The following is a 22,358-nucleotide window of genomic DNA, read 5'->3' as shown; positions in this document are numbered from 1 at the left end:
AGTCCGGCTGACTACGATCGGCGGGGACATCACCGAAGTCGAAGGAGATCCACGTGCCCATCGCAACGCCGGAACAGTACGCCGAGATGATCGAACGCGCGAAGGCGGGCAAGTTCGCGTACCCCGCGGTCAACGTGTCCTCGTCGCAGACCATCAACGCGGTCCTCCAGGGCCTGCAGGAGTCCGGCTCGGACGGCATCCTCCAGGTGACGACGGGCGGTGCCGACTACTTCGCCGGGCAGACGGTCAAGAACCGCGCCGCCGGTGCCCTCGCGATGGCGAAGTTCGCCCACGAAGTCGCGAAGAACTACGACATCACGGTCGCGCTGCACACCGACCACTGCCCGAAGGACGCCCTCGACGGCTTCGTCCTGCCGCTCATCGCGGCGAGCGAGGAAGAGGTCCGCGCCGGTCGCAACCCGATCTTCCAGTCGCACATGTGGGACGGCTCGGCCGTGCCGCTCGACGAGAACATCGAGATCGCGAAGACCATGATCGAGAAGACGCGGAACATCAACGCGATCCTCGAGGTCGAGATCGGCGTCGTCGGCGGCGAAGAGGACGGCGTCGAGCACGAGGGCACGAACGACGCGCTCTACACGACTCCGAACGACGTCGAGAAGGTCGTCGACGCGCTCGGCCTCGGCGACAAGGGTCGTTGGATCGCCGCGCTCACCTTCGGCAACGTGCACGGCGTCTACAAGCCGGGCAACGTCAAGCTCCGCCCCGAGCTCCTCGGCGAGATCCAGGCGTCGGTCGCGGCCAAGCACGGCACCGGCGAGAACCCCCTCGACCTCGTCTTCCACGGCGGCTCCGGCTCGACCGACGACGAGATCCACGAGGCCGTCCGCAACGGCGTCATCAAGATGAACATCGACACGGACACGCAGTACGCGTTCACGCGCTCGATCGCCGACTCGATGTTCCGGAACTACGAGGGCGTCCTGAAGATCGACGGCGAGGTCGGCAACAAGAAGCAGTACGACCCCCGAGCCTGGGGCAAGGTCGCCGAGTCCGCCATGGCGGCTCGCGTGGGCGAGGCCGCGAAGGTGCTCGGCTCCGCCGGTCACACCAAGGGCTGAGCAGGTCCGTCCGGTCGGGTCCACCGGCCGGGAGGAACGGGGCGCGTCCGACGGACGTGCCCCGTTCTGCGTCCGGTCGCCGACACCGCATGCCACGATGGGCGGGTGACCGTCGACGCCATCGCCTCCGAGTTCGCCCAGTTCGTCACCGAGTCGCCCACCGCGTTCCACGCGGCAGCGGCGTCCCGTGACCGCCTCGTCGCAGCCGGGTTCACCGAGCTGTCCGAGCTCGACGCCTGGCCGACCGAACCCGGCGCGTACGTGGTGGTCCGCGACGGTGCGGTGATCGCGTGGCGACTGCCGGACGGTGCATCGGCGACGACCCCGTTCCGGATCCTCGGCGCCCACACCGACTCCCCCGGCTTCCGCGTGAAGCCGAACCCCGGCGTCCGCACCGGGGGCTGGGAGCAGCTCAACGTCGAGGTCTACGGCGGCGCACTCCTGTCCACCTGGTTCGACCGCGACCTCCGCATCGCCGGCCGCGTCGTCGACGCCGACGGCAGCGTCCGACTCGTCAGCACCGACGCCGTCGCCCGCATCCCGAACCTCGCCATCCACCTCGACCGCGGGGTGAACGACGGCAAGGAGATCGACCGCCAGCGCCACACGCTGCCGATCGTCGGGGTCGACGGCGACGCCGGTGGGACCTCGGTCGTGGAGTGGCTGCGCGCCCGCCTCGGAGACGATGCCGTGTCGTGGGACCTCTTCCTCGCCGACACCCAGGCCCCCGCCCGCCTCGGCATCGAGCGCGAGTTCCTGGCCTCGGGCCGGATGGACAACCTGACGAGCGTGCACGCCGGCCTCCGCGGCATCGTGGACGCCCCGGTCGACGGCGACCACATCCCGGTGTTCGCTGCGTTCGACCACGAGGAGATCGGTTCCTCGACCCCGTCCGGTGCCGGTGGTCCGTTCCTCGAGGACGTCCTCAGCCGCGTGCAGGAGGGCCTCGGCGCCACCCGCTCCGAGGCCGCCCGGGCGTTCCGCGCCTCGTGGCTGCTGTCGAGCGACGCCGGCCACCTGGTGCACCCGAACCAGCCGGAGAAGCACGACCCGACGAACCGTCCGCGCCCCGGTGGCGGCCCGCTGCTGAAGATCAGCGCGAACCAGCGCTACATGACCGAGGCGAAGGGCGAGGCCGTCTGGGCCGCCGCGTGCGACACGGCCGGGGTGCCGTGGCAGCCGTTCGTCAACGTGAACACGATCCCCGGCGGCTCGACCATCGGCCCGATCGCTGCGACCCGGCTGGGCATCCCGACGATCGACATCGGCGTCGGACTGCTCTCGATGCACTCGATCCGCGAGCTCGTGCACGTCGAGGACCTGGCGGCACTGCACGGCGCCGTCGCGGCGTTCCTGGCGGGCTGAGCCCTGGCCGGCTGAGCCCCGGCTGGCTGCGGTCAGGCGCCGGTCTGGCGCATCATGAACTCGACGAACTGCGGGTCCTGGAACACCACGACGACGAACGCGATGGTGCTCACGAACGTGGCCACGACCGCGCCGACGATCGGCACCCAGAACGTGCGCTTCCGTGCCCGGAGCCGGCGGATCGACCACCACGCCACGAGCGCGAACACCACGACGTTCGTGATCGCACCGATGATCGCGGCACCGCTCAGTGCACTCGGGTCGTTCAGCGCCGTGTACTGCGTCTCGAGGGTCCGCCGGACCGTCGAAGCGACGTTCGTGACGGCGAGCGACTGCACGACGGAGATGAGTCCGAAGGCGAGCAGCCCGACCGTCAGGACGAAGTCGGCGGGGGTGCGCCCGAACCGACTCGTCGCCACCGAACGCTGCGGCCCGCCCGCGGTCGGGTCGTCGGCTGCGCCGGGTCGACCCGGAGGCACGGTGCCGGTCGGCGCGCCGGCACCGGACCGGTACGCGGTCGCACCGTCCCGCCCGGCCTGGCTCGCTGCCTGCTGGCGGCGGTCGCGTTCCTGCTGCTCGCGCTCCTGTCGTTCCCGTTCGACCAGGACCGGGTTGACCCATCCCTCGGGCGCGTACTCGCCGTACGCGGGGGCGGGTCGGCCGTGGACCCGGCCGCTCGCGGCACCGTCGGCCGTCGTCGGGGACGTGCCCCGGGCCTCCTGGCCGGCAGCTGCCGTGTCGTCGACGTGACCCGGCTCGCGTCGCGGCACCGAGCCCCAGCCGTCCGCGCCGCTCACGCCCGACGCCCGCCGAGCGCGCGCGTCGGGTTGCCCGACGCGTCGGTGCGGAGCTCCTTGGGGAGCGAGAACATCAGGTCTTCGTGTGCGGTCACGACTTCTTCCACGGCGCCGTACCCGGCGTCGGCGAGCTGTTCGAGGACTTCGGCGACGAGCTCTTCGGGGACGGACGCACCGCTCGTGACGCCGACGGTGGCGACGCCGTCCAGCCACTCCTGGCGGATCTCCTCCGCGTAGTCGACGCGGTGCGCGGCCTTCGCGCCGTGCTCCAACGCGACCTCGACCAGGCGGACGCTGTTCGACGAGTTGGCGGAGCCGACCACGATCACCAGGTCGGTGCCCGGTGCGACCTTCTTGATCGCGACCTGGCGGTTCTGGGTGGCGTAGCAGATGTCGTCCGACGGCGGGTTCGCGATCGTGGGGTACTTCTCGCGCAGCAGGCGGACGGTCTCCATCGTCTCGTCGACGCTCAGCGTGGTCTGCGACAGCCAGACCAGGTTGTCGGGGTCGGGGACGTCGAGCGCCGCGACGTCGTCCGGTCCGTTGACCAGGATCGTGCGGTCGGGGGCGTGGCCCATGGTGCCCTCGACCTCTTCGTGGCCGGTGTGCCCGATGAGGATGATGGTGCGCTCGGCCTTGGCGAAGCGGGTGGCCTCGCGGTGGACCTTCGTGACCAGGGGGCAGGTGGCGTCGATGGCGTGCAGGTCGCGTTCGGCAGCCCCTGCCACGACGGCCGGCGAGACGCCGTGGGCGCTGAAGACGACGTGTGACCCGCGCGGGACCTCGGCGACGTCGTCGACGAACACCGCGCCGCGCTGCTCGAGGGTCGACACGACGTGGACGTTGTGGACGATCTGCTTGCGGACGTAGACGGGCTCGCCGTACTGCTCGAGCGCCTTCTCGACCGCCACGACCGCCCGGTCGACCCCGGCGCAGTAGCCGCGCGGGGCTGCGAGCAGCACCTTCTTCGGACCGGCGACCGGCTCGTCCCGCAGGCGCCCACGCGCCGCGTGCACACGCGGCGGGGCGAGCGGGACCGTGTGGCCGTTGGTGATCGTCACGTCCCCGATGATAGGTGAGCGGGACGCGCGCGACCTGGGCGCGGGCACCATCTGTGGAGATCCCGCCGCTCGCCCGCTGTCACCGGTGTCGGGCACGATGGACGTCCCGCACGAGAAGGAGCGACATGGCGATCGAACAAGGCCCGCCGACGGCCGACAACCCGTGGCCGGTCGCACTCCTGGGCGCGAAGCTCCGCGACTGGATCGACCGGCTCGGCACCGCGTGGATCGAGGGCGAGATCACGCAGTGGAACGTCGCCGGCGGCAACGTCTACGGCAAGCTCAAGGACCTCGAGGTCGACGCCACGGTGTCGTTCTCGATCTGGTCGAGCGTGCGGTCCCGGGTGCCGGCGGACATCAAGCAGGGCGACCGGGTCGTCGCGGCCGTCAAGCCCAACTACTGGGTCAAGGGCGGCTCGCTGACCATGCAGGTCGTCGAGATGAAGCACGTCGGCCTCGGAGACCTGCTCGAACGACTCGAACGCCTGCGCCGCACCCTGGGCGAAGAGGGCCTGTTCGACCCCGCACGCAAGAAGCGCCTGCCGTTCCTGCCGCACCGCATCGGCCTGATCACGGGCAAGGACTCCGACGCCGAGAAGGACGTCAAGCGCAACGCGCAGCTCCGGTGGCCGCAGGTCGAGTTCCGCACCGTCCACACCGCGGTGCAGGGCGAGCGCACCGTCGGCGAGGTCACGGCGGCGATCCTCGAGCTCGACGCCGACCCGACGGTGGACGTCATCATCATCGCCCGCGGCGGCGGCGACTTCCAGAACCTGCTCGGCTTCAGCGACGAAGGGCTCGTCCGCGCAGCAGCAGCGGCGAGCACCCCGATCGTGTCGGCCATCGGGCACGAGGCCGACCGTCCGATCCTCGACGAGGTCGCGGACCTCCGAGCCTCCACCCCGACCGACGCCGCCAAGCGCGTCGTGCCGGACGTCGCGGAAGAGCTCGCGAACGTCCGACAGGCCCGCGCCCGCATCGGCCTGCGGTTGTCGCAGACCCTCGCGGTCGAGGCCGACCGGATCGCGGCACTCCGCTCACGGCCCGCACTCGCGTCCACCGCGTGGCTCGTGGACACCCGTGCGGAAGAAGTCGCCCGCGACCTCTCCCGGTCGCGGGAGCTGCTCGACCGCCGGCTCGAGCGGGGACACTCCGAGGTCGGGCACCTGACCGCCAGGCTCCGAGCGCTCTCGCCGCGGGACACCCTGCGTCGTGGCTACGCGATCGTGCAGCGGGCCGACGGTGGCGTGGTGCGGTCGTCCGACGACCTGTCCGGGCAGACGCCGGTGCACGTCACGCTCGGCGCGGGGACGGCGACCGGAACGCTCGAGCCGGACGGGCCGGGTCCGGACGGCTCGGGGTCGGGGTCGGCCGCCTGACGCGTCGGGGTCACCGACGGTCTGCTCACCACCCGCGGTCGCGCAGCCAGGTCGTCGCCAGCGTGCTCCACGCCTCGGCCGGCCCGAGCCCTTCGGCCAGCCCGATGCCGTGCACACCGCGCTCGAACACGTGCAGCTCGAAGGGCACCCCGTGTCGCGCCAGCGCGTGTGCGTAGGACAGCGAGTGCGTCACGGGCACGTGCTCGTCCTCGGCCGTGTGCCACAGGAACGTCGGCGGGGTCCGGTCGTCGACGAGCAGGTCCGCGTCCACCGCGGACCGCTCGCGGACGCTCGCGCCCGGTCCGAGCAGGTTGTCGGTGCTGCCGACGTGCGGGTGGTCCGTCATCGACGTCACCGGGTAGCAGAGCACCGTCAGGTCGGGTCGGTCGTCGACGTCCGACACGGCGCGCTCCGCCGGCGTCGGTGCGTTCGACACGAGGGCCGCCAGGTGCCCGCCCGCCGACGACCCGATCACGACGATCCGCGGATCGGACGGGAGGCCCGCCCAGCGTCCGGCACGCAGGTCGCGGACGAGCGCGCGGGTCGCCACCACGGCGTCCGGGTGGCGGTGCGGGGCGAGCGGGTACGCGAACACGACCGCGTCGATGCCGATCCCGTTGAGCCAGCGGGCGTACCCCTCCCCCTCGTGCGGAGCGTGCATGCCGTACCCGCCGCCGGGCAGGACGACCGCGAGCGCGGGGCGGCCCGCCCGTCCGCCGTGCTCCGCTCCGGATCCTGCTCCCGGTGCCGGGTACCAGTCCACGCCCTCGGGGAGATCAGCCATGGCGCGACCCTACCGGCCGGTGTTCTCCCCAGGCGCAGCGGGCGGGACCGTGCGTCGGTGGACGCTCGGTAGGATCGGGTCGTGCCATCCCAGCAGGAACCCGAGCAGACCGACGTCCAGTCGCTGAGCTACGAAGCCGCCCGCGACGAACTCGTGCGCGTCGTGAGCGAGCTCGAACAGGGCTCCGCGACCCTCGAGCGCTCGCTGTCGCTCTGGGAGCGCGGCGAAGCCCTCGCCGCGCGCTGCGAAGAGTGGCTCGTGGGCGCCCGTGCACGGCTCGACGCGGCGCGCGCGGCCAGCAGCGCCGAGGACGGCTCCGCCCGATGACCGACGCGAACGGTCGTCCGATCGTCGCCGAGCTCGGTCGCCCCGAGACGGCGGAGGAGACCTGGGCGCGCAAGGACGCCGCACGGACCGCTCGCCGCCAGCACCAGACCGCCTTCAACCTCGTGATCGCGCTCATCGCATCGCTCGGCATCGTCCTGTTCCTCGTCGCCGTGGTCGTGCGGCCGGACACCACGGTCGACCGCACCGTCGACTACCAGCAGATCGCGGCCGACGCCCACGTCGGGGACATCACCCTGGCCGCCCCCGACCTGCCGAGCGGCTTCACGTCGAACCGCGCCGACTTCTCCGACAAGGCCTCGGACGACGTCGACGTCTGGACCGTCGGGTTCGTGACGCCGGACAAGCAGTACCTCAGCCTGCAGCAGGGCATCGACGCCAACGGCTCGTGGGTGTCGAACCAGCTCGACCAGCGCCCGTCCACCGGCAGCCGCGTGATCGACGGCACGAAGTGGACCGTCTACGACCGACGGGACGAAGGCTCCGACGCCGGCAATCACGCGTACTCGCTCGTGTCGACGTTCGGCGCGAACACCGTCGTGCTCTCCGGCACCGCCGACGACTCGTCGTACCGCACCGTGGCCAAGGCCGTCGCCGAGCAGTTCGCCCGGTAACGACCGCCGGACGCCGCACCGCCGGACACCCCCGCAACCCGACACCGCCCGACCCGATCCGAGGAGCCCCATGCCCGACCGCGCCGCCTCCACCCCGTCCGACGCCCTGCGCCTGCTCGTCGACGGCAACGCCCGCTTCGCCGCCGACAAGCGCCGCATGGGCCGCACGGACCCCGACCGTCGCACCGAGCTCCAGGGCTCGCAGTCGCCGTTCGCGACCGTCCTCGGCTGCTCCGACTCACGCGTGCCGTTCGAGCACGTGTTCGACGCGGGCATCGGCGACCTCTTCGCCATCCGCAACGCCGGGCAGATCGTCGACGACGTCGTGCTCGGCTCGATCGAGTTCGCGGTCGTCGCGCTCGGCACCCCGCTCGTCGTCGTCCTGCGCCACACCCGGTGCGGTGCCGTCGCCGCCGCCCGCTCCGGTGAGCCCGTCCCCGCGCCGCACCTGCAGGCCCTGGTGGACGCCATCGCCCCCAGCGTCGAGAAGGTCCGCGCCACCGACGCCGAGCTCCCGCAGGAGGCGATCGGCGCCGCCCACCTCGAGGCCACGCTGCGCCAGGTGCTCGAGCGCTCCGGTGCGGTCTCCGACGCGATCGCCGAGGGTCGGCTGGCCGTGGTCGGCGCGACCTACGACCTCGGCACGGGCGAGGTCACCATCGACACGGTCGTCGGCAACGCCTGACGCCGCCTCGGCGCCGCACCCGCACGTCCCCACACCCGACGCACCGGTACAGTCGAACGCGACGCCCGGCGCCGGTTCCGTGACCCACGGAGACCTCGTGCACCGGCGCAGTCCCCCGACGCGACCGCGTCCGGCGAGCACCCCAGGAAGGACCACGACGACGTGACCGACACCACCGAGACCGAGTTCCGCATCGAGCACGACACCATGGGCGAGGTGCGGGTGCCGAAGTCGGCCTTGTACCGCGCCCAGACCCAGCGTGCGGTCGAGAACTTCCCCATCTCGGGCACCGGGCTCGAGTCGGCGCAGATCGTCGCGCTCGCACGCATCAAGCGCGCGGCGGCGCTCGTCAACGGCGAACTCGGCATCGTCGAGCCCGCCGTCGCCGACGCCATCGCCGGCGCGGCGGACCTCATCATCGGTGGGCAGCACCACGACCAGTTCCCCGTCGACGTCTACCAGACCGGCAGCGGCACGTCGTCGAACATGAACATGAACGAGGTCCTGGCAACCCTGGCGTCGGAGATCGGCGGCACCGCGGTGCACCCGAACGACCACGTCAACGCCTCGCAGTCCTCGAACGACGTGTTCCCGACCTCGGTGCACGTCGCCGTGACCGAGGCCCTGCTCCGCACGCTCGTGCCGTCGCTCGAGCACCTCGCCGACTCGCTCGAGGCCAAGGCGACGCTGTGGGCCGACGCCGTGAAGTCGGGCCGCACGCACCTGATGGACGCCACCCCGGTCACCCTCGGGCAGGAGTTCGGCGGCTACGCGCGCCAGATCCGCCTGGGCATCGAGCGGGTGACCGCGACGCTGCCCCGCGTCGCCGAGGTCCCGCTCGGCGGCACCGCCGTCGGCACCGGCATCAACACCCCGAAGGGCTTCCCGCAGCGGGTCATCGCCCAGCTCGCGGCGGACACCGACCTGCCCATCACCGAGGCCGTCGACCACTTCGAGGCCCAGGGTGCGCGCGATGCGCTGGTCGAGGCCTCCGGGGCGCTCAAGGTGCTCGCGGTCAGCCTGACGAAGATCAACAACGACCTGCGCTGGATGGGCTCCGGCCCGAACACGGGGCTCGGCGAACTGCACATCCCCGACCTGCAGCCGGGCTCGTCGATCATGCCCGGCAAGGTCAACCCGGTCATCCCCGAGGCCACCCTGATGGTCGGCGCGCGGGTCATCGGCAACGACGCCACCATCGCCTGGGCGGGTGCGTCCGGCTCGTTCGAGCTCAACGTCGCGATCCCCGTGATGGGCACGGCCCTGCTCGAGTCGATCCGCTTGCTGGCGAACAGCTCGCGGGTACTGGCCGACAAGACCATCGACGGCCTGCAGGCGAACCTCGAACGTGCCCGGGCCTTCGCCGAGTCCTCGCCGTCCATCGTCACGCCGCTCAACCGGGTCATCGGCTACGAGGCCGCCGCGAAGGTGGCGAAGTACGCCGTCGCCGAGGGCATCACCGTCCGGCAGGCGGTCGTGGCGCTCGGGCACGTCGAGCGTGGCGAGGTCACCGAGGAGCAGCTCGACGCGGCACTGGACGTCCTGTCCATGACCCACCCGAACTGACCCGTCCGCCTCAGCGCTGACGCCTCCGCGCTGACCCCTCCGCCGAAGCGACAGATCTCCGCGAACCGTTCGCGGAGATCTGTCGCTTTCACGAGGGGTTTGCCGGGCGCTACACCAGCTCGGGCGAGTCCAGCAGGTCCGTCACGAGGGCGGCGATCGCGGAGCGCTCCGACCGGGTCAGCGTGACGTGGGCGAACAGGGGGTGGCCCTTGAGCCGCTCGATGACGCTCGCGATGCCGTCGTGGCGGCCGACCCGCAGGTTGTCGCGCTGCGCGACGTCGTGGGTGAGCACGACGCGGGAGTTCTGCCCGATGCGGGAGAGCATCGTCAGCAGGACGTTCCGTTCGAGCGACTGGGCCTCGTCGACGATCACGAACGCGTCGTGCAGGGACCGGCCGCGGATGTGCGTGAGCGGCAGCACCTCGATCAGCCCGCGTTCGACGACCTCGTCGAGGACGTTGTCGGACACCACCGAACCGAGGGTGTCGTAGACCGCCTGCGCCCACGGGTTCATCTTCTCGCCGGCGTCACCGGGCAGGAAGCCGAGGTCCTGGCCACCAACGGCGTACAGCGGCCGGAACACCATGATCTTCTTGTGCTGCTGCCGTTCGAGCACCGCTTCGAGCCCGGCGCACAGGGCCAGCGCCGACTTGCCGGTGCCCGCGCTGCCGCCCAGGGACACGATGCCGATCTCGGAGTCGAGCAGTGCGTCGATCGCGAGCCGCTGCTCGGCGGACCGGCCGCGCAGCCCGAACACCTCGCGGTCGCCGCGCACCAGCGCCACGGACCCGGCGGTGTGCACGCGGCCGAGGGCCGAACCGCGCTCGGAGTGGATGACGACGCCGGTGTTGACCGGCACGCCGTCGAGCTGGACGGACCGGATCTCCTCCTTCTCGTACAGGTCGGCCATCTGCTCACCGGACACCTGCAGGTCGGCGATGCCGGTGTAGCCGGAGTCCACCGCGAGCTCGGCGCGGTACTCCTCCGCCGCCATGCCGATCGAGGATGCCTTGACGCGTAGGGGCAGGTCCTTCGAGACGACGACGACGTCGAGCCCGTCGTTCTGCAGGTTCGAGGCGACGGCGAGGATGCGGGAGTCGTTGTCGCCGAGCTGCAGCCCGGACGGCAGGACGGACTGGTTGGAGTGGTTCAGCTCGACGCGGAAGGAACCACCGTCACCGAGCGCGATCGGGAAGTCGAGCCGTTCGTGTTCGATGCGCATCTCGTCGAGCAGCCGCAGGGCCTGCCGTGCGAAGTACCCGATCTCCGGGTCGTTGCGCTTCGACTCGAGTTCGCTGACGACCACCACGGGCAGGACGACCGCGTGCTCGGCGAAGCGGAACAACGCCCGCGGATCGCTGAGGAGCACCGATGTGTCGAGCACGTACGTGCGCTGGGCGACCGATGTGGACGAGTCCGCGGTGGGCTGGTGCTGGGTTCCGCGAGAGACGTTCTGAGAGGTCACGACCACTCCATCCCCGGGCCGCGAGCAGCCCGGTCCATGTCCTCGAACGCGGCCGTGGAGCGGGTCCCGAAGCACCGACTGTGGCCGCTTCGATCGGGCGCGGTGCCCGATGGGGACAACGTACGTCCGGCCTCCGACACCCCGCCAGCGACACGCGGTCCCCGGCGTTACGGTCACGTGAACAACGCGGCGTTCTGCACGTCCGACCCGCGAAAGCGACAGATCTCCGCGAACCGTTCGCGGAGATCTGTCGCTCTGGCGGAACGCTGCTACTGCAGCGTGGCGTACGAGACGCAGGCGTCGCGGAACATGTCGAGCGTCTCGTCGGTGGTCGACGCGAACACCGACACCCGCGCGACGCCGAGCCGCGTGGTCGCCGTGACACCGTGGTTGTGCAGCGCCGCGGACAGCGCCGTCAGGCGCCCCTCGGCCGGCCGCAGCACGACGATGCCGGCGCGCTCGCGCGGGTCGCGACTGGACTCGACCTCGAGCCCGAACTCGTCCGCGATCGCGAACACACGCTCGACGCGCTCGGTGACGCGCTCCTGCACGGCGGCGACACCGACGGCGGTCAGCCGGTCCAGCGACACCGCCAGGCGGGCCTGCGCGATCGGGTCGATGCGGGTCATCTGGTACCCGGCGGCACCGGGGCGCACGGCGGGGACGTCGACGGGCCAGCCGGTGGTGCCGTGCGGGCCGGACAACGCCGGACGCAGGCGGTTCAGGGCACGGTCGCTGAACGCGGTGAAGCCCGTGCCCCAGCCGGCGTGCAGCCACTTCTGGCCGCCCGTCGCGACGACGTCCGCGATCTCGTACGGGGCGTCGACGACCCCGAAGCCCTGGATCGCGTCGAGGATCAGCAGGCGGTCGCCGATGACCTCGCGGATGCCGGCGAGGTCGGCCAGGTAACCGGTGCGCCAGTCGACCAGCGAGACCGCCACGGCCGTCACGTCGTCGGTCAGGCGCTCCTGGATGAGCGACGGCGTCATCCACCCGACACCGGACTCGATGACGACGGGCTGGACCCGGCCGCCGGTCGCCGAGGCGGCGCTCGCCAGCGCGAGCGGCAGCGACGGGTACTCGTCCGCCGACACCAGCACCCCGCCGGTCAGGCCGAAGGCGGTGTGCAGCAGGCCGGGGGTGGTGGCGGTCTGCGAGACGACCTGGTCCTCGCGGCGACCGACCAACCGGGCGGCGACGGTGCGGACGCGGGCGTCCTGCTCGTCGAGCGTCTCCATGGCGCCGAAGCGCATGTGCTCCTGGATCGTGCCGAGCACGCGCTGCTCCTCGAGCACGGCGGTCTGCACGGGGCCGAACGCAGCGTGGTCGAGGTAGCCGGGGTCTTCGGAGAAGCCGGCGGCGTACTCGTCGATGTTCACAGGTGGTGCACCTTTCGCGGGGTGGAACCCTGTGAGCCTACTGGGACGGGGCTGCCGTGGCCGAACCGACGCGGGACGTGGCCAGCCCGTCAGCAGCCTGGGCGACGTCCGTCGGTCAGCCGCCGAAGCGTCGCGAGCGGAGGCCGAAGTCGCGGACGGCGCGCAGGAAGTCGACCTCGCGCAGGTCGGGGTAGAGCGCCTCGACGAAGTAGAACTCGCTGTGCGCGCTCTGCCACAGCATGAAGTCGGACAACCGCTGCTCGCCCGAGGTCCGGATCACCAGGTCGGGGTCGGGCTGGCCCTGCGTGTACAGGTGGTCACCGATGAGCTCGGGGGTCAGGACCTCGGCCAGGGTGTCGATCGTGCCGCCGCCCGCGCCGTGCGATTCCACGATGCTGCGCATGGCGTCGGCGATCTCGCGGCGTCCGCCGTACCCGACGGCCAGGTTGATGTGGAGGCCGGTCCGGCCGGCGGTGCGCTCCTCGGCCCGGGCGAGTGCGGACACGAGCGAGTCGGGCAGGCCTTCGTTCGACCCGACGTGCTGGACGCGCCAGTCCGTGGTGTCGGCCAGGACCCCGGCCAGGTCACCGATGATCCCGACGAGCTCGCTGAGTTCCGCTCCGGCACGCCCGGTCAGGTTGTCAGCGGAGAGCAGGTACAGCGTCACGACCTCGATGCCGAGTTCGTCGCACCAGGTCAGGAACTCGGGGATCTTCGCGGCCCCGGCGCGGTGGCCGTGCGCGGCGGACTCGAGCCCGAGCTGCTTCGCCCACCGACGGTTGCCGTCGACGATCATGGCGACGTGCTTCGGCTTCGCGCTGCCCTCGATCTGGCGGCGGATGCGGCTCTGGTAGGCGCGGTAGAGGATCCCTCGTCCTGCCCATCCCACCCTGCCGGTCACGCACCGAGCGTAGTGCACCGTCGGTCGGAGCGTCCCGAGTGCGGCTCCCCCGGAACTCGTGGCATCCGTTCGGGCGCGGGGCTTACAGTCGCACCATGCAGGACGAGCACGAGACCGCCACCCTCCCCCACGTCCCGTTCACCGAAGAGGCCGCGACGACCACGGAGGACACCCGCCCCGCCTGGCGCGGCTGGATCCACCTCGGAGCGTTCCCGTTCGCCATCGCGATGGGCATCGTCCTCATCGCCCTCGCCGACAGCACGGCGGCGAAGGTCGGCAGCGCGGTGTTCATGGCGACGTCGCTGGCGATGTTCGGGGTCTCCGCGACGTACCACCGGTTCCCGTGGGGGCCGACCGTCAAGGCGGTGCTCAAGCGCATCGACCACACGAACATCCTGCTGCTCATCGCCGGCACCTACACGCCGATCGCGATCTGCGCCCTGCCGCACACCCTGATGGTGGTCGTGCTCTGGGTGATGTGGTCCGGGGCGGCGCTCGGGATCGCCTTCCGCGTGCTCTGGATCAACGCGCCGCGGTGGCTGTACGTGCCGATCTACCTGGTGCTCGGGTGCGCGGCGCTCGGGCTGCTGCCGCAGTTCTTCGCGGCGAGCGTGCCGATGACGGTGCTCGTGCTGTCCGGCGGCGTCGCCTACATCATCGGGGCGCTGGTCTACGGCTTCAAGCGGCCGAACCCGGTCCCCACCCAGTTCGGCTTCCACGAGGTGTTCCACGCCCTGACGGTGGTGGCCTTCGGCGCGCAGTGGGTCGGCGTGCTCATCGTCGCCCTGGACCCGGTGCGCTGACGGACGGGAGGCCCGGTGCCAGCTGGCACCGGGCCTCCCGTCCGCCGTGCGGTCGCGTCAACCGCGCTCGGTGTCGTCCCCGACGTCGGCTCGGCCGTCCTCGGCCGCACGCCGCTCCGACTCGTCCGTCGCCGGACCGTCGACCGCGGTGCCGTTCGCTTCCGCCTCGAGACGCTCGCGGATCTCCGACCGGTAGCGCGTCCGCCGGATGCGCCGGGTCATGTCGACGACCAGGACGATCGTCGCGACGGCCACGAGCGCGATGGCGATGAAGCCGACGACACCCGGGGTGACGTTCACGTCCGGCACGACGCTGGGGCTGGGACTGGGGGTGGCGGCGAGTGCCGCCGCGATGGAGCTCACGGGGTCGGTTCCTTGTCGGCTGGGATCCCGGCGAACAGGTCGGTCTCCGGGAGCTCGGTCGGCACGCGGGCCTCCACGAGCTGGTAGTCCTCGGTCGGCCACACCGTGGCCAGGAGGTCGTTCGGCCAGTAGAAGAACGCACTGTCCGGCGCCACCTGGCTGGCGTGGGCACGGAGCGCGGCGTCGCGGTGGTCGAAGTACTCGTGCACGTCGACGTGCGTGGTGGCGAGGTCGGGTCGGTCGGCGAACCGCTCGACCCACTCGCGCAGCTGTTCGATCGCGGGGCTGTCCGGGTCGCGCTCCTGCAGCGCCTCGAAGATGGTGCTGAAGCGTCGCGGGTTCATCGTGCGCTCGTAGTAGAGCTTCGCGATCGACCACGGTTCGCCGGCGCCGGGGTACGCAGCGGGGTCCGCCGCGGCGGTCCAGGCGGCGACGGACACCTCGTGCGTGCGGATGTGGTCGGGGTGCGGGTAGCCGCCGTTCTCGTCGTAGGTGACGAGCACGTGCGGGCGGAAGCGTCGGACGACCCGGACGAGCGCCTCGGTGCTGTACTCGAGCGGCACGGTCGAGAAGGTGCCGGGTCGGACGGTCTCACCCTTGTCGGCGTCGGGCAGACCGGAGTCGTGGTAGCCGAGCCACAGGTGGTCGATGCCGAGGGCCGCCTGCGCGGCGGCCATCTCGGTGCGGCGGTACCCGGCCATGTCGCGGTGCGCGCGGCTGGTCGCCGGCTCGCCGAGCTGGTCGTTCAGGATGTCGCCGGCCTCACCGCCCGTGCAGGACACGACGAGCACCTCGTGCCCCTCGGCCACGTACTTCGCCGCGGTCGCCGCCCCCTTGCTCGACTCGTCGTCGGGGTGGGCGTGGACGGCCAGCAAGCGGTACGGCACAGGACTTCCTCACGTGTGGTGAGCGTGGGCGAGCGGGGACGGGAAGTGCACAGCGACGCGTGAACTACCCTGGGATCAGGATAATCACCCCGGGAGCCCCGAACTGTCCGAACAGCACCACGCCGCCACCCTCGACGACCGCTACGGCCGCACCCCGGCCCGCGCGCGCCGCAGCAAGGCCGTCGCGATCACCGCCGCGATCGCCGTCGTCGTGGTCTTCGCCGCCTGGGTGATCTGGGCGGGTCTGGACCAGTCCGACCGCGGCCTGACCGACGACGTCGTGGGGTACGAGGTTCTCTCCCAGCACAGCACGGTCGTGCACTCGCAGGTCTCCGTCGACCCGGGGGTCCGCGCGAAGTGCGCCGTCCAGGTCCTCGACAAGAGCTACTCGATCGTGGGCTGGAAGGAGATCACCCTCGCCCCGTCCGAGCAGCGCACGCGCAGCGTCAGCACCGAGGTGACGACGACGACCCGTGGCGTCACCGGCTTGATCCACGACTGCTGGATTCCCTAGACTGACCTGATTCGCCTCTCGAGACCGACCACTCGGCCGGTCTCGTTTTTTCATGGTCGAAGGGACAGAAGATGAGCAACGACACGCAGGTCACCTGGCTGACCCAGGAGGCGCACGACCGTCTCCAGGCGGAGCTCGACGAGCTGAGCGGCGAGGGCCGTGCCGAGATCGCGCGCCGCATCGAGGCCGCTCGCGAAGAGGGCGACCTCAAGGAGAACGGCGGCTACCACGCCGCCAAGGACGAGCAGGGCAAGATCGAGGCGCGCATCCGCGTCCTCACGAACCTCCTCAAGCACGCCACCGTCAGCGAAGCCGTCTTCGACGGCACGGTCGAACCCGGCACGGTCGTCACCGCCGTCATCGCGGGCGACGAGTCGACCTTCCTGGTCGGCAGCCGCGAGATCGTCGCCGAGGGCTCCGACCTGACGGTCTACAGCCCGGTCAGCCCCGTCGGCGCCGCCATCGTCGGCCTCAAGGCCGGCGACAAGGCCACCTACACGGCGCCGAACGGCAAGGAGATCGCGGTCGAGGTCGTCAAGATCGAGCGCTACGAGCCGTAGACCCAGCCCACTGCAGACGGGAGGCCCGTGGCGACACCGCCACGGGCCTCCCGTCTGTCCGCCGGTCGCGCCCAGGGCCCGCGCCGCATTTCCGACAGTCCACGCGTCGAACGACTCGTGGATCGTCGCGGGACTAGTGCTCGAGGAGTTCCGGGCGGAAGCCGACCTCGTGCAGGCGCTGGATGACCTCCTGCGCGTGTTCGGGGCCGCGCGCCTCGATCGACAGGTCGAGGGCGACCTCGTTGATGACCAGGCCCTGTCCGTGGCGGGTGTGCAGGACCTCGACCACGTTCGCACCGGCGTCCGAGATCACCTGGGCGACGCGGGCGAGCTGACCCGGACGGTCCGGCAGCATGATGCGGATGCCGATGTACCGTGACGCGGCGACCAGACCGCGGGTGATCACGCGCTCCATCATGAGCGGGTCGATGTTGCCGCCGCTCAGCAGCACGACGGTGCGCCCGGTGTCGCGGACGGCACCCGACATGATGGCGGCGACGCCGACGGCGCCGGCGGCCTCGACCACGAGCTTGGCGCGCTCGAGCAGCACGAGCAGGGCGCGGGCGGTGTCGTCGTCGGAGACCGTGACGATGTCGTCGACCAGGTCGCGGATGATCGGGAAGTTCAGGTCACCGGGGCGGGCGACCGCGATGCCGTCGGAGATGGTCGGCTTCGTCGTGATGGTGACGGGTTCGCCGGCGCGGATCGACGACGGGTAGGCGGCGGCGTTCTCGGCCTGCACCCCGATGACCTTGATCGGGCGCCCGAGCCGCTCGGCCATGCCCTTGACCGCGAGGGCGATGCCGGAGATCACACCGCCACCACCGATCGGCACGACGACGGTGTCGACGTCGGGCACCTGGTCGATGATCTCGAGACCGAGGGTGCCCTGTCCGGCGATGACGGCCGGGTGGTCGAACGGCGGGATGAAGACCGCTCCGGTGTGCGCGGCGAAGTCCTTGGCGGCGCTCAGGGCCTCCTCGACCGAGTGGCCGCGCAGCACGACCTCGGCACCGTAGTGGCGGGTGGCCTGCAGTTTCGGCAGCGCGACGCCGACCGGGGTGAAGATCGTCGCCGGGATGCCGAGCTCGCGTGCGGCGAGGGCGACGCCCTGGGCGTGGTTGCCGGCGCTGGCGGCGACGACACCCTTGGCACGCTGTTCCGCGGACAGGGTCGACAGGCGGTTGTACGCGCCGCGGACCTTGTACGCACCGGTGCGCTGCAGGTTCTCGCACTTCAGGTGCACGGGCGACCCGAGCAGTTCGGCCAGGAACTGCGACGTCTCCATCGGGGTGACGCGCGCGACGCCCGAGATGGTCTCCCGTGCCGTCTCGATGTCCGCCAGGGTGGGGATCGCGGCGAGCGTGTGCTGGGAGGCGCTGGTGTCGGTCACTCCCCCATCATCGTCGTTCCGGGCGTCTGCGGCGAACCCGTGACACGAGGGATCGTGCAGCGTCAGCCCGCCGTTCCCTTGACCGCGGTCGGCTGCTCGTCGGTGCCGGGCTTCGGGACGTCGCCACGGCGCTCCCGCAGCTTGAGGATCTTGCGCCGGCGCTTGGTCCGGACGTTCTCGTCGTGCGCCTCCTGCTTGGCCTCGCGCACGTGGTCGGAGTCCATCGTCTTCCAGCGGCCGCTCGAGATCGTCGTGACCATCGAGTTCACGGTCGCGATGAGCGGGACGGCGAAGAACGCGCCCGCGATGCCCGCCAGGCCCGAGGCCGCGGTGACCCCGAGGACGACGGCGAGCGGGTGCACCTTGACGGCGCTGCCCATGACGAGGGGCTGCAGGATGTGCCCCTCGACCTGTTGCACGATGAGGATGACGACGAGCATCCAGACCGCGGCCACCCAGCCGTTGAACACCAGGGCGACGAAGACCGCCAGGAACCCGGTGACGATCGCCCCGACGACCGGGATGAACGACCCGAGGAAGACGAACACGGCGATCGGCACCACGAGCGGCAGCTGCAGGATCGCGGCGCCGATGCCGATGCCGACGGCGTCGACGAACGCGACGAAGATCTGCACGCGGATGAAGCTCGTCAGCGTCGTCCACCCCGCGACACCCGCGCCGTCGATCGCGCTGCGGGCGTTCTTCGGGAAGAGCCGGACCGTCCAGCGCCAGACGTTCTTGCCGTCGATGAGCAGGAAGATCACCGTGAAGATGACGATGAACAGGCCGGTGAGGATGTGCGTCAGCGACGACCCGGCGCTGGCCACCCCGGACAGGATCGAGCCGGAGTTGCTCTGCAGCCAGTCGGTCGCCTGGTTGAGGTAGGAGTTCAGGTCCTTCTGGCTGATGCCGAGCCCCGAGCCGAGCACGAAGTCGCGGATGTTGTCGTACTGCGACAGCGTGCGGTCACGGAGCGACGGGTACGCGGCGGCGATCTGGTCGACGACGAGCCAGATGAGCGCCCCGACGGCGGCGAGTCCCCCGACCAGGCTGACGATGACGGCGACCCACTTCGGCACGTGGTGGCGCTGCATCCAGTTCGACAGCGGGACCAGGAGCGCGGCGACCACGATGCCGATGAGGAACGGGATGAGGATCTCGCTGAACAGCGTGACGAGGTAGATGACCACCGCGACGACACCCACCACGACGAGGATGCGCCACGACCACGCGCCGGCGATCCGCATGCCGGGCGGCACCGCGTCATCGACGACGACGGGATCGGTGTGCGGTGTCTTCTTGCCCCAGGCCATGGGCCGATCCTAGCGATGCGCTCGGCGTCGCGTTCCAGATACGGCATACGTTCCGACGCCGTGCTGTCGGCGGGGTTCGGTAGCGTCGGCGCATGGTCAGGTCCTCGCTCTCCGCTGCCGAAGCCCGCCGCGTCGCCCTCGCTGCGCAGGGGTTCGGTCGGCCGCCGGCGACGGACGTCTCGACGCGCGCGGTGAACGCCGCCTTCGCCCGCCTCGGGCTGCTGCAGATCGACTCCGTGAACGTGTTCGAACGCAGCCACTACCTGCCGCTCTTCGCACGCCTGGGGCCGTACGACCGGTCCACGCTCGACCGGCTGACCCTCGGTCGGTCCGGCCCGTACACCGAGTACTGGGCGCACGAGGCCGCCCTCATCCCGCGCGACGACCTACGGCTGTTCCGCTGGCGGATGGACGCCCTGCGGCAGCGCGACGCCGGCCCGACCCGGATCGACGGCGTCACCCGCACCGCCGAGGTCCGACGCGAGCTGCACGCGCTGCTGCGTGCCGAGGGGCCGATGCGTGCCAGCGCCGTCGAGCACGAGTCGAACGTGCGCCGTGGACCGTGGTGGGGCTGGAGCGACGTGAAGACCGGGCTCGAGCAGATGTTCCGCTGGGGCGAGGCCGTGAGCGCCGGGCGGTCGGGGTTCGAGCGCGTGTACGCCCTGCCCGAGCAGGTCCTGCCGGCCGGCTTCCTCGAGACGGCGCCGCCGCGCGCCGACGCCGTCCTCGACCTCGTGCGGCACGCCACCCGCGCCCTCGGCGTGGGCACCCGCGCGGACATCGCCGACTACTACCGGCTGCGGTCGGACGACACCGCGGCCGCCATCGCGGAGCTGACCGCCGCCGGCGAGCTCCTGCCCGTGCGGGTCGAGGGCTGGGGTGAGCGGGCCTGGCTCCACCCCGACGCCCGGGTGCCCCGACAACTCACCGCCGACGCGGTGCTCAGCCCGTTCGACCCGGTCGTGTGGTTCCGCCGCCGAGCGGAGCGCATGTACGGGTTCCACTACCGGATCGAGATCTACACACCGGCGCCGAAGCGGGTCTTCGGGTACTACGTGCTCCCCGTGCTGCAGGACGACCGGCTCGTCGGCCGGGTCGACCTGAAGAGCGACCGGCAGCGGGGCGTGCTCCGGGTCCGGACCGCGTGGCAAGAACCCGACGAGCACCTCGATGCCGAGCGGCTGACCGAGACCCTCCGACGCACCGCCGCGTGGCAGGGACTCGACGCCATCGAGGTCACCGATCGGGGCACAGCCGCGGCGGCCGTCGCCGGCGCGCTCGGCCTCCCGCTGGTCCCCCACGAGGCCGTGGACGACGCCGATCCCCCGGAACCCGCCGAGCAGCTCGACGCAGCGGAGGCCTGACCGGCGTCAGAAGCGGTCGGCGTTGGCCCGCAACCGCTCGATGCGGTCCGGCAGCGGCGGGTGTGTGGAGAACAGCCGGTCCATCACACCGGGGCGCATCGGGTCGGCGATCCACAGGTGGGCCATCGACGAGTTCTGCGTCTGCATCGGGCGACCGTACGCGCCGAGCTTCTCGAGCGCCCGTGCGAGTCCTTCGGGATGGCGGGTCGTCATCGCACCGGTGGCGTCGGCGAGGTACTCGCGCTGCCGGGACACGGCGGCCTGCACACCCGCTGCGGCGATCGGCGCGACGACGACGGCCACGATGCCGGCGATGAGCAGCACGGGGTTCGCGCCGCCGCCGTTGTCGGAGTTGCGGTTCCGGCCGCCGGACAGGCCGCTGAAGATCGAGATGCGCAGGAGCACGTCGGCGATCAGGCCGACGGCCACCACCAGCCCGAACACCATCGTCGAGACCCGGATGTCGTAGTTCCGGACGTGGCCGAGCTCGTGGGCCATCACGCCCTGCAGCTCCTGGTCGTCCATGATCTGCAGCAACCCGGTCGTCGCGGCCACGACGGCGTGCTCGGGATCGCGCCCGGTGGCGAAGGCGTTCGGCGACGGGTCGTGGATGACGTAGACCCGGGGCATCGGCATGCCGGTCGAGATCGCCAGGTTCTCGACCGTCCGCCAGAGCCGCGGTTCGGAGGTGCGGTCGATCTCGATGCCGCCGGCGATGGCGGTCGCCTGCCGAGCGGCGAAGAAGTACTGCACCACCGCGTAGCCCAGGGCGACCGCGAGGACGATGACGCCGATCGAGACGTTCCCGGCCAGGTAGCCGCCCAGGAACCCGAGCGCGCCGATGATCAGCAGGAAGACCAGGACGATGACGACGGTGTTGCGCTTGTTCCGCGCGATGGCGCTGTACACGGCAGCTGCGGGACTGGGGTCAGAACTGGACGCGCGGCGGCTCGGCGATCGCTGCCGGCTCGGCCGTTTCGAAGAACGTCGCCTCGGCGAAGCCCCGCCGCTTGGCGAACGTGGAGTTCGGGAAGACCCGGATCTTCGTGTTCAGCTCGCGCACGCCGCCGTTGTAGAAACGCCGGGCGGACTGGATCTTGTCCTCGGTGTCGACGAGCTCGGTCTGCAGCTGCAGGAAGTTCTGGCTCGACTGCAGCTGCGGGTACCCCTCGGCGACCGCGAACACGCTCTTCAGCGCCTTCTGCATGTGCCCCTCGGCCGCGGAGGCGGTCCCGGCGTCTCCGGCCGTGAGGGTCTCCGAGCGCGCCTTGGTGACGTCGTCGAAGACGGCCTTCTCGTGGGTGGCGTACCCCTTGACCGTGTCGACGATGGTCGGGATGAGGTCGGCACGCCGCTTCAGCTGCACCGAGATGTCGCTCCAGGCCTCGTCCACCCGGACCTTGAGCGTGACGAGGGAGTTGTACGTCACCCAGAGGTAGATCCCGATGATGACCAGGATCACCACCACCACTCCGACGACGATCAGCGTCGTGACGAGTCCGGTGTCCATGTGGGGGTGCTCCTTCTCGCGTTCGGATCCGCGGTGCTGCGTGGCCTGAACGGCCGTCGTGAAGTCTACCGACGCGTGCGCGGTGCTCCCGTCGACCGCCAGGGTTCACGGGCGATTCCCGAGTCATGCACACCGGGCATTCGGACTGACGGACGAACCGGACCGGATGCCCGACATCATCCGCGAGGTGTATTGACCCGGCGGCTCACATCACGTGGGATGGAGTCG

At 71.2% G+C, this 22,358-nt stretch carries 23 protein-coding genes; 11 read left to right on the top strand and 12 right to left on the bottom strand.

Translation table 11 applies throughout. From position 1 onward, the window contains the following. Nucleotides 1–53 precede the first annotated feature (53 nt). Nucleotides 54–1,082 (top strand): class II fructose-bisphosphate aldolase, encoded by a 1,029-nt coding sequence (gene fbaA / locus ACXKZB_RS05295; protein WP_488825040.1) that lies wholly within the window; start codon nucleotides 54–56, stop codon nucleotides 1,080–1,082. Nucleotides 1,083–1,187: 105 nt separating this feature from the next. Beyond that, nucleotides 1,188–2,447, top strand: coding sequence for a M18 family aminopeptidase (locus ACXKZB_RS05290; protein WP_488825038.1), 1,260 nt, complete (start codon nucleotides 1,188–1,190; stop codon nucleotides 2,445–2,447). A gap of 32 nt (nucleotides 2,448–2,479) precedes the next feature. On the opposite strand, the gene ACXKZB_RS05285 is transcribed toward ACXKZB_RS05290, so the two are convergent. Further along, nucleotides 2,480–3,244, bottom strand: a complete 765-nt coding sequence (locus ACXKZB_RS05285) for a DUF6264 family protein (RefSeq protein ID WP_488825036.1) — start codon at nucleotides 3,242–3,244, stop codon at nucleotides 2,480–2,482. After that, nucleotides 3,241–4,305: a 4-hydroxy-3-methylbut-2-enyl diphosphate reductase gene (locus ACXKZB_RS05280; protein WP_260233085.1), complete on the bottom strand. Its 1,065-nt coding sequence runs from the start codon at nucleotides 4,303–4,305 to the stop codon at nucleotides 3,241–3,243. The genes ACXKZB_RS05285 and ACXKZB_RS05280 overlap by 4 nt, the downstream gene beginning before the upstream one ends. 125 nt (nucleotides 4,306–4,430) lie before the next feature. On the opposite strand from ACXKZB_RS05280, the gene xseA reads away from it, so the two are divergent. Then, nucleotides 4,431–5,684: an exodeoxyribonuclease VII large subunit gene (gene xseA / locus ACXKZB_RS05275; RefSeq protein WP_488825034.1), complete on the top strand. Its 1,254-nt coding sequence runs from the start codon at nucleotides 4,431–4,433 to the stop codon at nucleotides 5,682–5,684. A 25-nt stretch (nucleotides 5,685–5,709) separates the two neighbouring features. Here xseA and ACXKZB_RS05270 read toward each other — a convergent pair whose 3' ends face one another. Then, nucleotides 5,710–6,468, bottom strand: a complete 759-nt coding sequence (locus ACXKZB_RS05270) for an alpha/beta hydrolase (protein ID WP_488825032.1) — start codon at nucleotides 6,466–6,468, stop codon at nucleotides 5,710–5,712. A gap of 81 nt (nucleotides 6,469–6,549) precedes the next feature. On the opposite strand from ACXKZB_RS05270, the gene ACXKZB_RS05265 reads away from it, so the two are divergent. From ACXKZB_RS05265 to ACXKZB_RS05250, 4 genes are all read left to right on the top strand, one after another. Then, the gene (locus tag ACXKZB_RS05265; RefSeq protein WP_111084805.1) at nucleotides 6,550–6,795 is read left to right on the top strand and encodes an exodeoxyribonuclease VII small subunit; all 246 of its coding nucleotides are present in this window, start codon (nucleotides 6,550–6,552) and stop codon (nucleotides 6,793–6,795) included. Continuing rightward, nucleotides 6,792–7,427 (top strand): DUF4245 domain-containing protein, encoded by a 636-nt coding sequence (locus tag ACXKZB_RS05260; protein WP_222659890.1) that lies wholly within the window; start codon nucleotides 6,792–6,794, stop codon nucleotides 7,425–7,427. The genes ACXKZB_RS05265 and ACXKZB_RS05260 overlap by 4 nt, the downstream gene beginning before the upstream one ends. A 70-nt stretch (nucleotides 7,428–7,497) precedes the next feature. Beyond that, nucleotides 7,498–8,112: a carbonic anhydrase gene (locus ACXKZB_RS05255; RefSeq protein ID WP_123313279.1), complete on the top strand. Its 615-nt coding sequence runs from the start codon at nucleotides 7,498–7,500 to the stop codon at nucleotides 8,110–8,112. A 162-nt stretch (nucleotides 8,113–8,274) separates the two neighbouring features. Beyond that, the gene (locus ACXKZB_RS05250; protein ID WP_488825029.1) at nucleotides 8,275–9,678 is read left to right on the top strand and encodes a class II fumarate hydratase; all 1,404 of its coding nucleotides are present in this window, start codon (nucleotides 8,275–8,277) and stop codon (nucleotides 9,676–9,678) included. 109 nt (nucleotides 9,679–9,787) lie between these two features. Here ACXKZB_RS05250 and phoH2 read toward each other — a convergent pair whose 3' ends face one another. From phoH2 to ACXKZB_RS05235, 3 genes are all read right to left on the bottom strand, one after another. Beyond that, nucleotides 9,788–11,149: an RNA 5'-3' helicase PhoH2 gene (phoH2, locus tag ACXKZB_RS05245; RefSeq protein WP_488825027.1), complete on the bottom strand. Its 1,362-nt coding sequence runs from the start codon at nucleotides 11,147–11,149 to the stop codon at nucleotides 9,788–9,790. Nucleotides 11,150–11,412: 263 nt separating this feature from the next. Then, complete coding sequence (locus ACXKZB_RS05240) at nucleotides 11,413–12,522, bottom strand: aminotransferase class V-fold PLP-dependent enzyme (RefSeq protein WP_396290371.1); 1,110 nt, start codon at nucleotides 12,520–12,522, stop codon at nucleotides 11,413–11,415. Nucleotides 12,523–12,637: 115 nt separating this feature from the next. Next, nucleotides 12,638–13,423: an isoprenyl transferase gene (locus ACXKZB_RS05235; protein WP_185021406.1), complete on the bottom strand. Its 786-nt coding sequence runs from the start codon at nucleotides 13,421–13,423 to the stop codon at nucleotides 12,638–12,640. A gap of 95 nt (nucleotides 13,424–13,518) precedes the next feature. On the opposite strand from ACXKZB_RS05235, the gene trhA reads away from it, so the two are divergent. After that, the gene (gene trhA, locus ACXKZB_RS05230) at nucleotides 13,519–14,226 is read left to right on the top strand and encodes a PAQR family membrane homeostasis protein TrhA (RefSeq protein ID WP_488825025.1); all 708 of its coding nucleotides are present in this window, start codon (nucleotides 13,519–13,521) and stop codon (nucleotides 14,224–14,226) included. A gap of 57 nt (nucleotides 14,227–14,283) precedes the next feature. Here trhA and ACXKZB_RS05225 read toward each other — a convergent pair whose 3' ends face one another. Further along, entirely contained in the window at nucleotides 14,284–14,589 is a 306-nt protein-coding gene (locus tag ACXKZB_RS05225; RefSeq protein WP_111084812.1) for a hypothetical protein, read from the bottom strand. Then, a complete protein-coding gene (gene mca / locus ACXKZB_RS05220) occupies nucleotides 14,586–15,476 on the bottom strand; it encodes a mycothiol conjugate amidase Mca (protein ID WP_488825023.1) in 891 nt (296 codons plus the stop codon). Before mca ends, ACXKZB_RS05225 begins: the two co-directional genes overlap by 4 nt. A gap of 103 nt (nucleotides 15,477–15,579) precedes the next feature. Here mca and ACXKZB_RS05215 point away from each other — a divergent pair, with 103 nt between their 5' ends. Beyond that, a complete protein-coding gene (locus ACXKZB_RS05215; protein WP_315971217.1) occupies nucleotides 15,580–15,990 on the top strand; it encodes a DUF4307 domain-containing protein in 411 nt (136 codons plus the stop codon). A 71-nt stretch (nucleotides 15,991–16,061) separates the two neighbouring features. Further along, entirely contained in the window at nucleotides 16,062–16,550 is a 489-nt protein-coding gene (greA, locus tag ACXKZB_RS05210) for a transcription elongation factor GreA (RefSeq protein ID WP_111084815.1), read from the top strand. A gap of 133 nt (nucleotides 16,551–16,683) precedes the next feature. Here greA and ilvA read toward each other — a convergent pair whose 3' ends face one another. After that, nucleotides 16,684–17,943, bottom strand: coding sequence for a threonine ammonia-lyase (gene ilvA, locus ACXKZB_RS05205; RefSeq protein WP_123313273.1), 1,260 nt, complete (start codon nucleotides 17,941–17,943; stop codon nucleotides 16,684–16,686). Between the two features lie 62 nt (nucleotides 17,944–18,005). Beyond that, complete coding sequence (locus ACXKZB_RS05200) at nucleotides 18,006–19,256, bottom strand: AI-2E family transporter (RefSeq protein WP_396290369.1); 1,251 nt, start codon at nucleotides 19,254–19,256, stop codon at nucleotides 18,006–18,008. A 92-nt stretch (nucleotides 19,257–19,348) separates the two neighbouring features. Between ACXKZB_RS05200 and ACXKZB_RS05195 the strand changes: the two genes are divergently transcribed. Continuing rightward, complete coding sequence (locus tag ACXKZB_RS05195) at nucleotides 19,349–20,620, top strand: winged helix-turn-helix domain-containing protein (protein WP_488825020.1); 1,272 nt, start codon at nucleotides 19,349–19,351, stop codon at nucleotides 20,618–20,620. 6 nt (nucleotides 20,621–20,626) lie between these two features. Here ACXKZB_RS05195 and ACXKZB_RS05190 read toward each other — a convergent pair whose 3' ends face one another. Continuing rightward, entirely contained in the window at nucleotides 20,627–21,529 is a 903-nt protein-coding gene (locus ACXKZB_RS05190; protein WP_488825018.1) for a M48 family metalloprotease, read from the bottom strand. A gap of 19 nt (nucleotides 21,530–21,548) precedes the next feature. Continuing rightward, nucleotides 21,549–22,130, bottom strand: coding sequence for a LemA family protein (locus ACXKZB_RS05185; protein WP_111084820.1), 582 nt, complete (start codon nucleotides 22,128–22,130; stop codon nucleotides 21,549–21,551). Between the last annotated feature and the right edge of the window lie 228 nt (nucleotides 22,131–22,358).

The organism is Curtobacterium sp. ABR8 (assembly GCF_057812125.1).
Note: the sequence above shows the minus strand (reverse complement) of the source record. Positions and strands in the feature narration are given on the sequence as shown.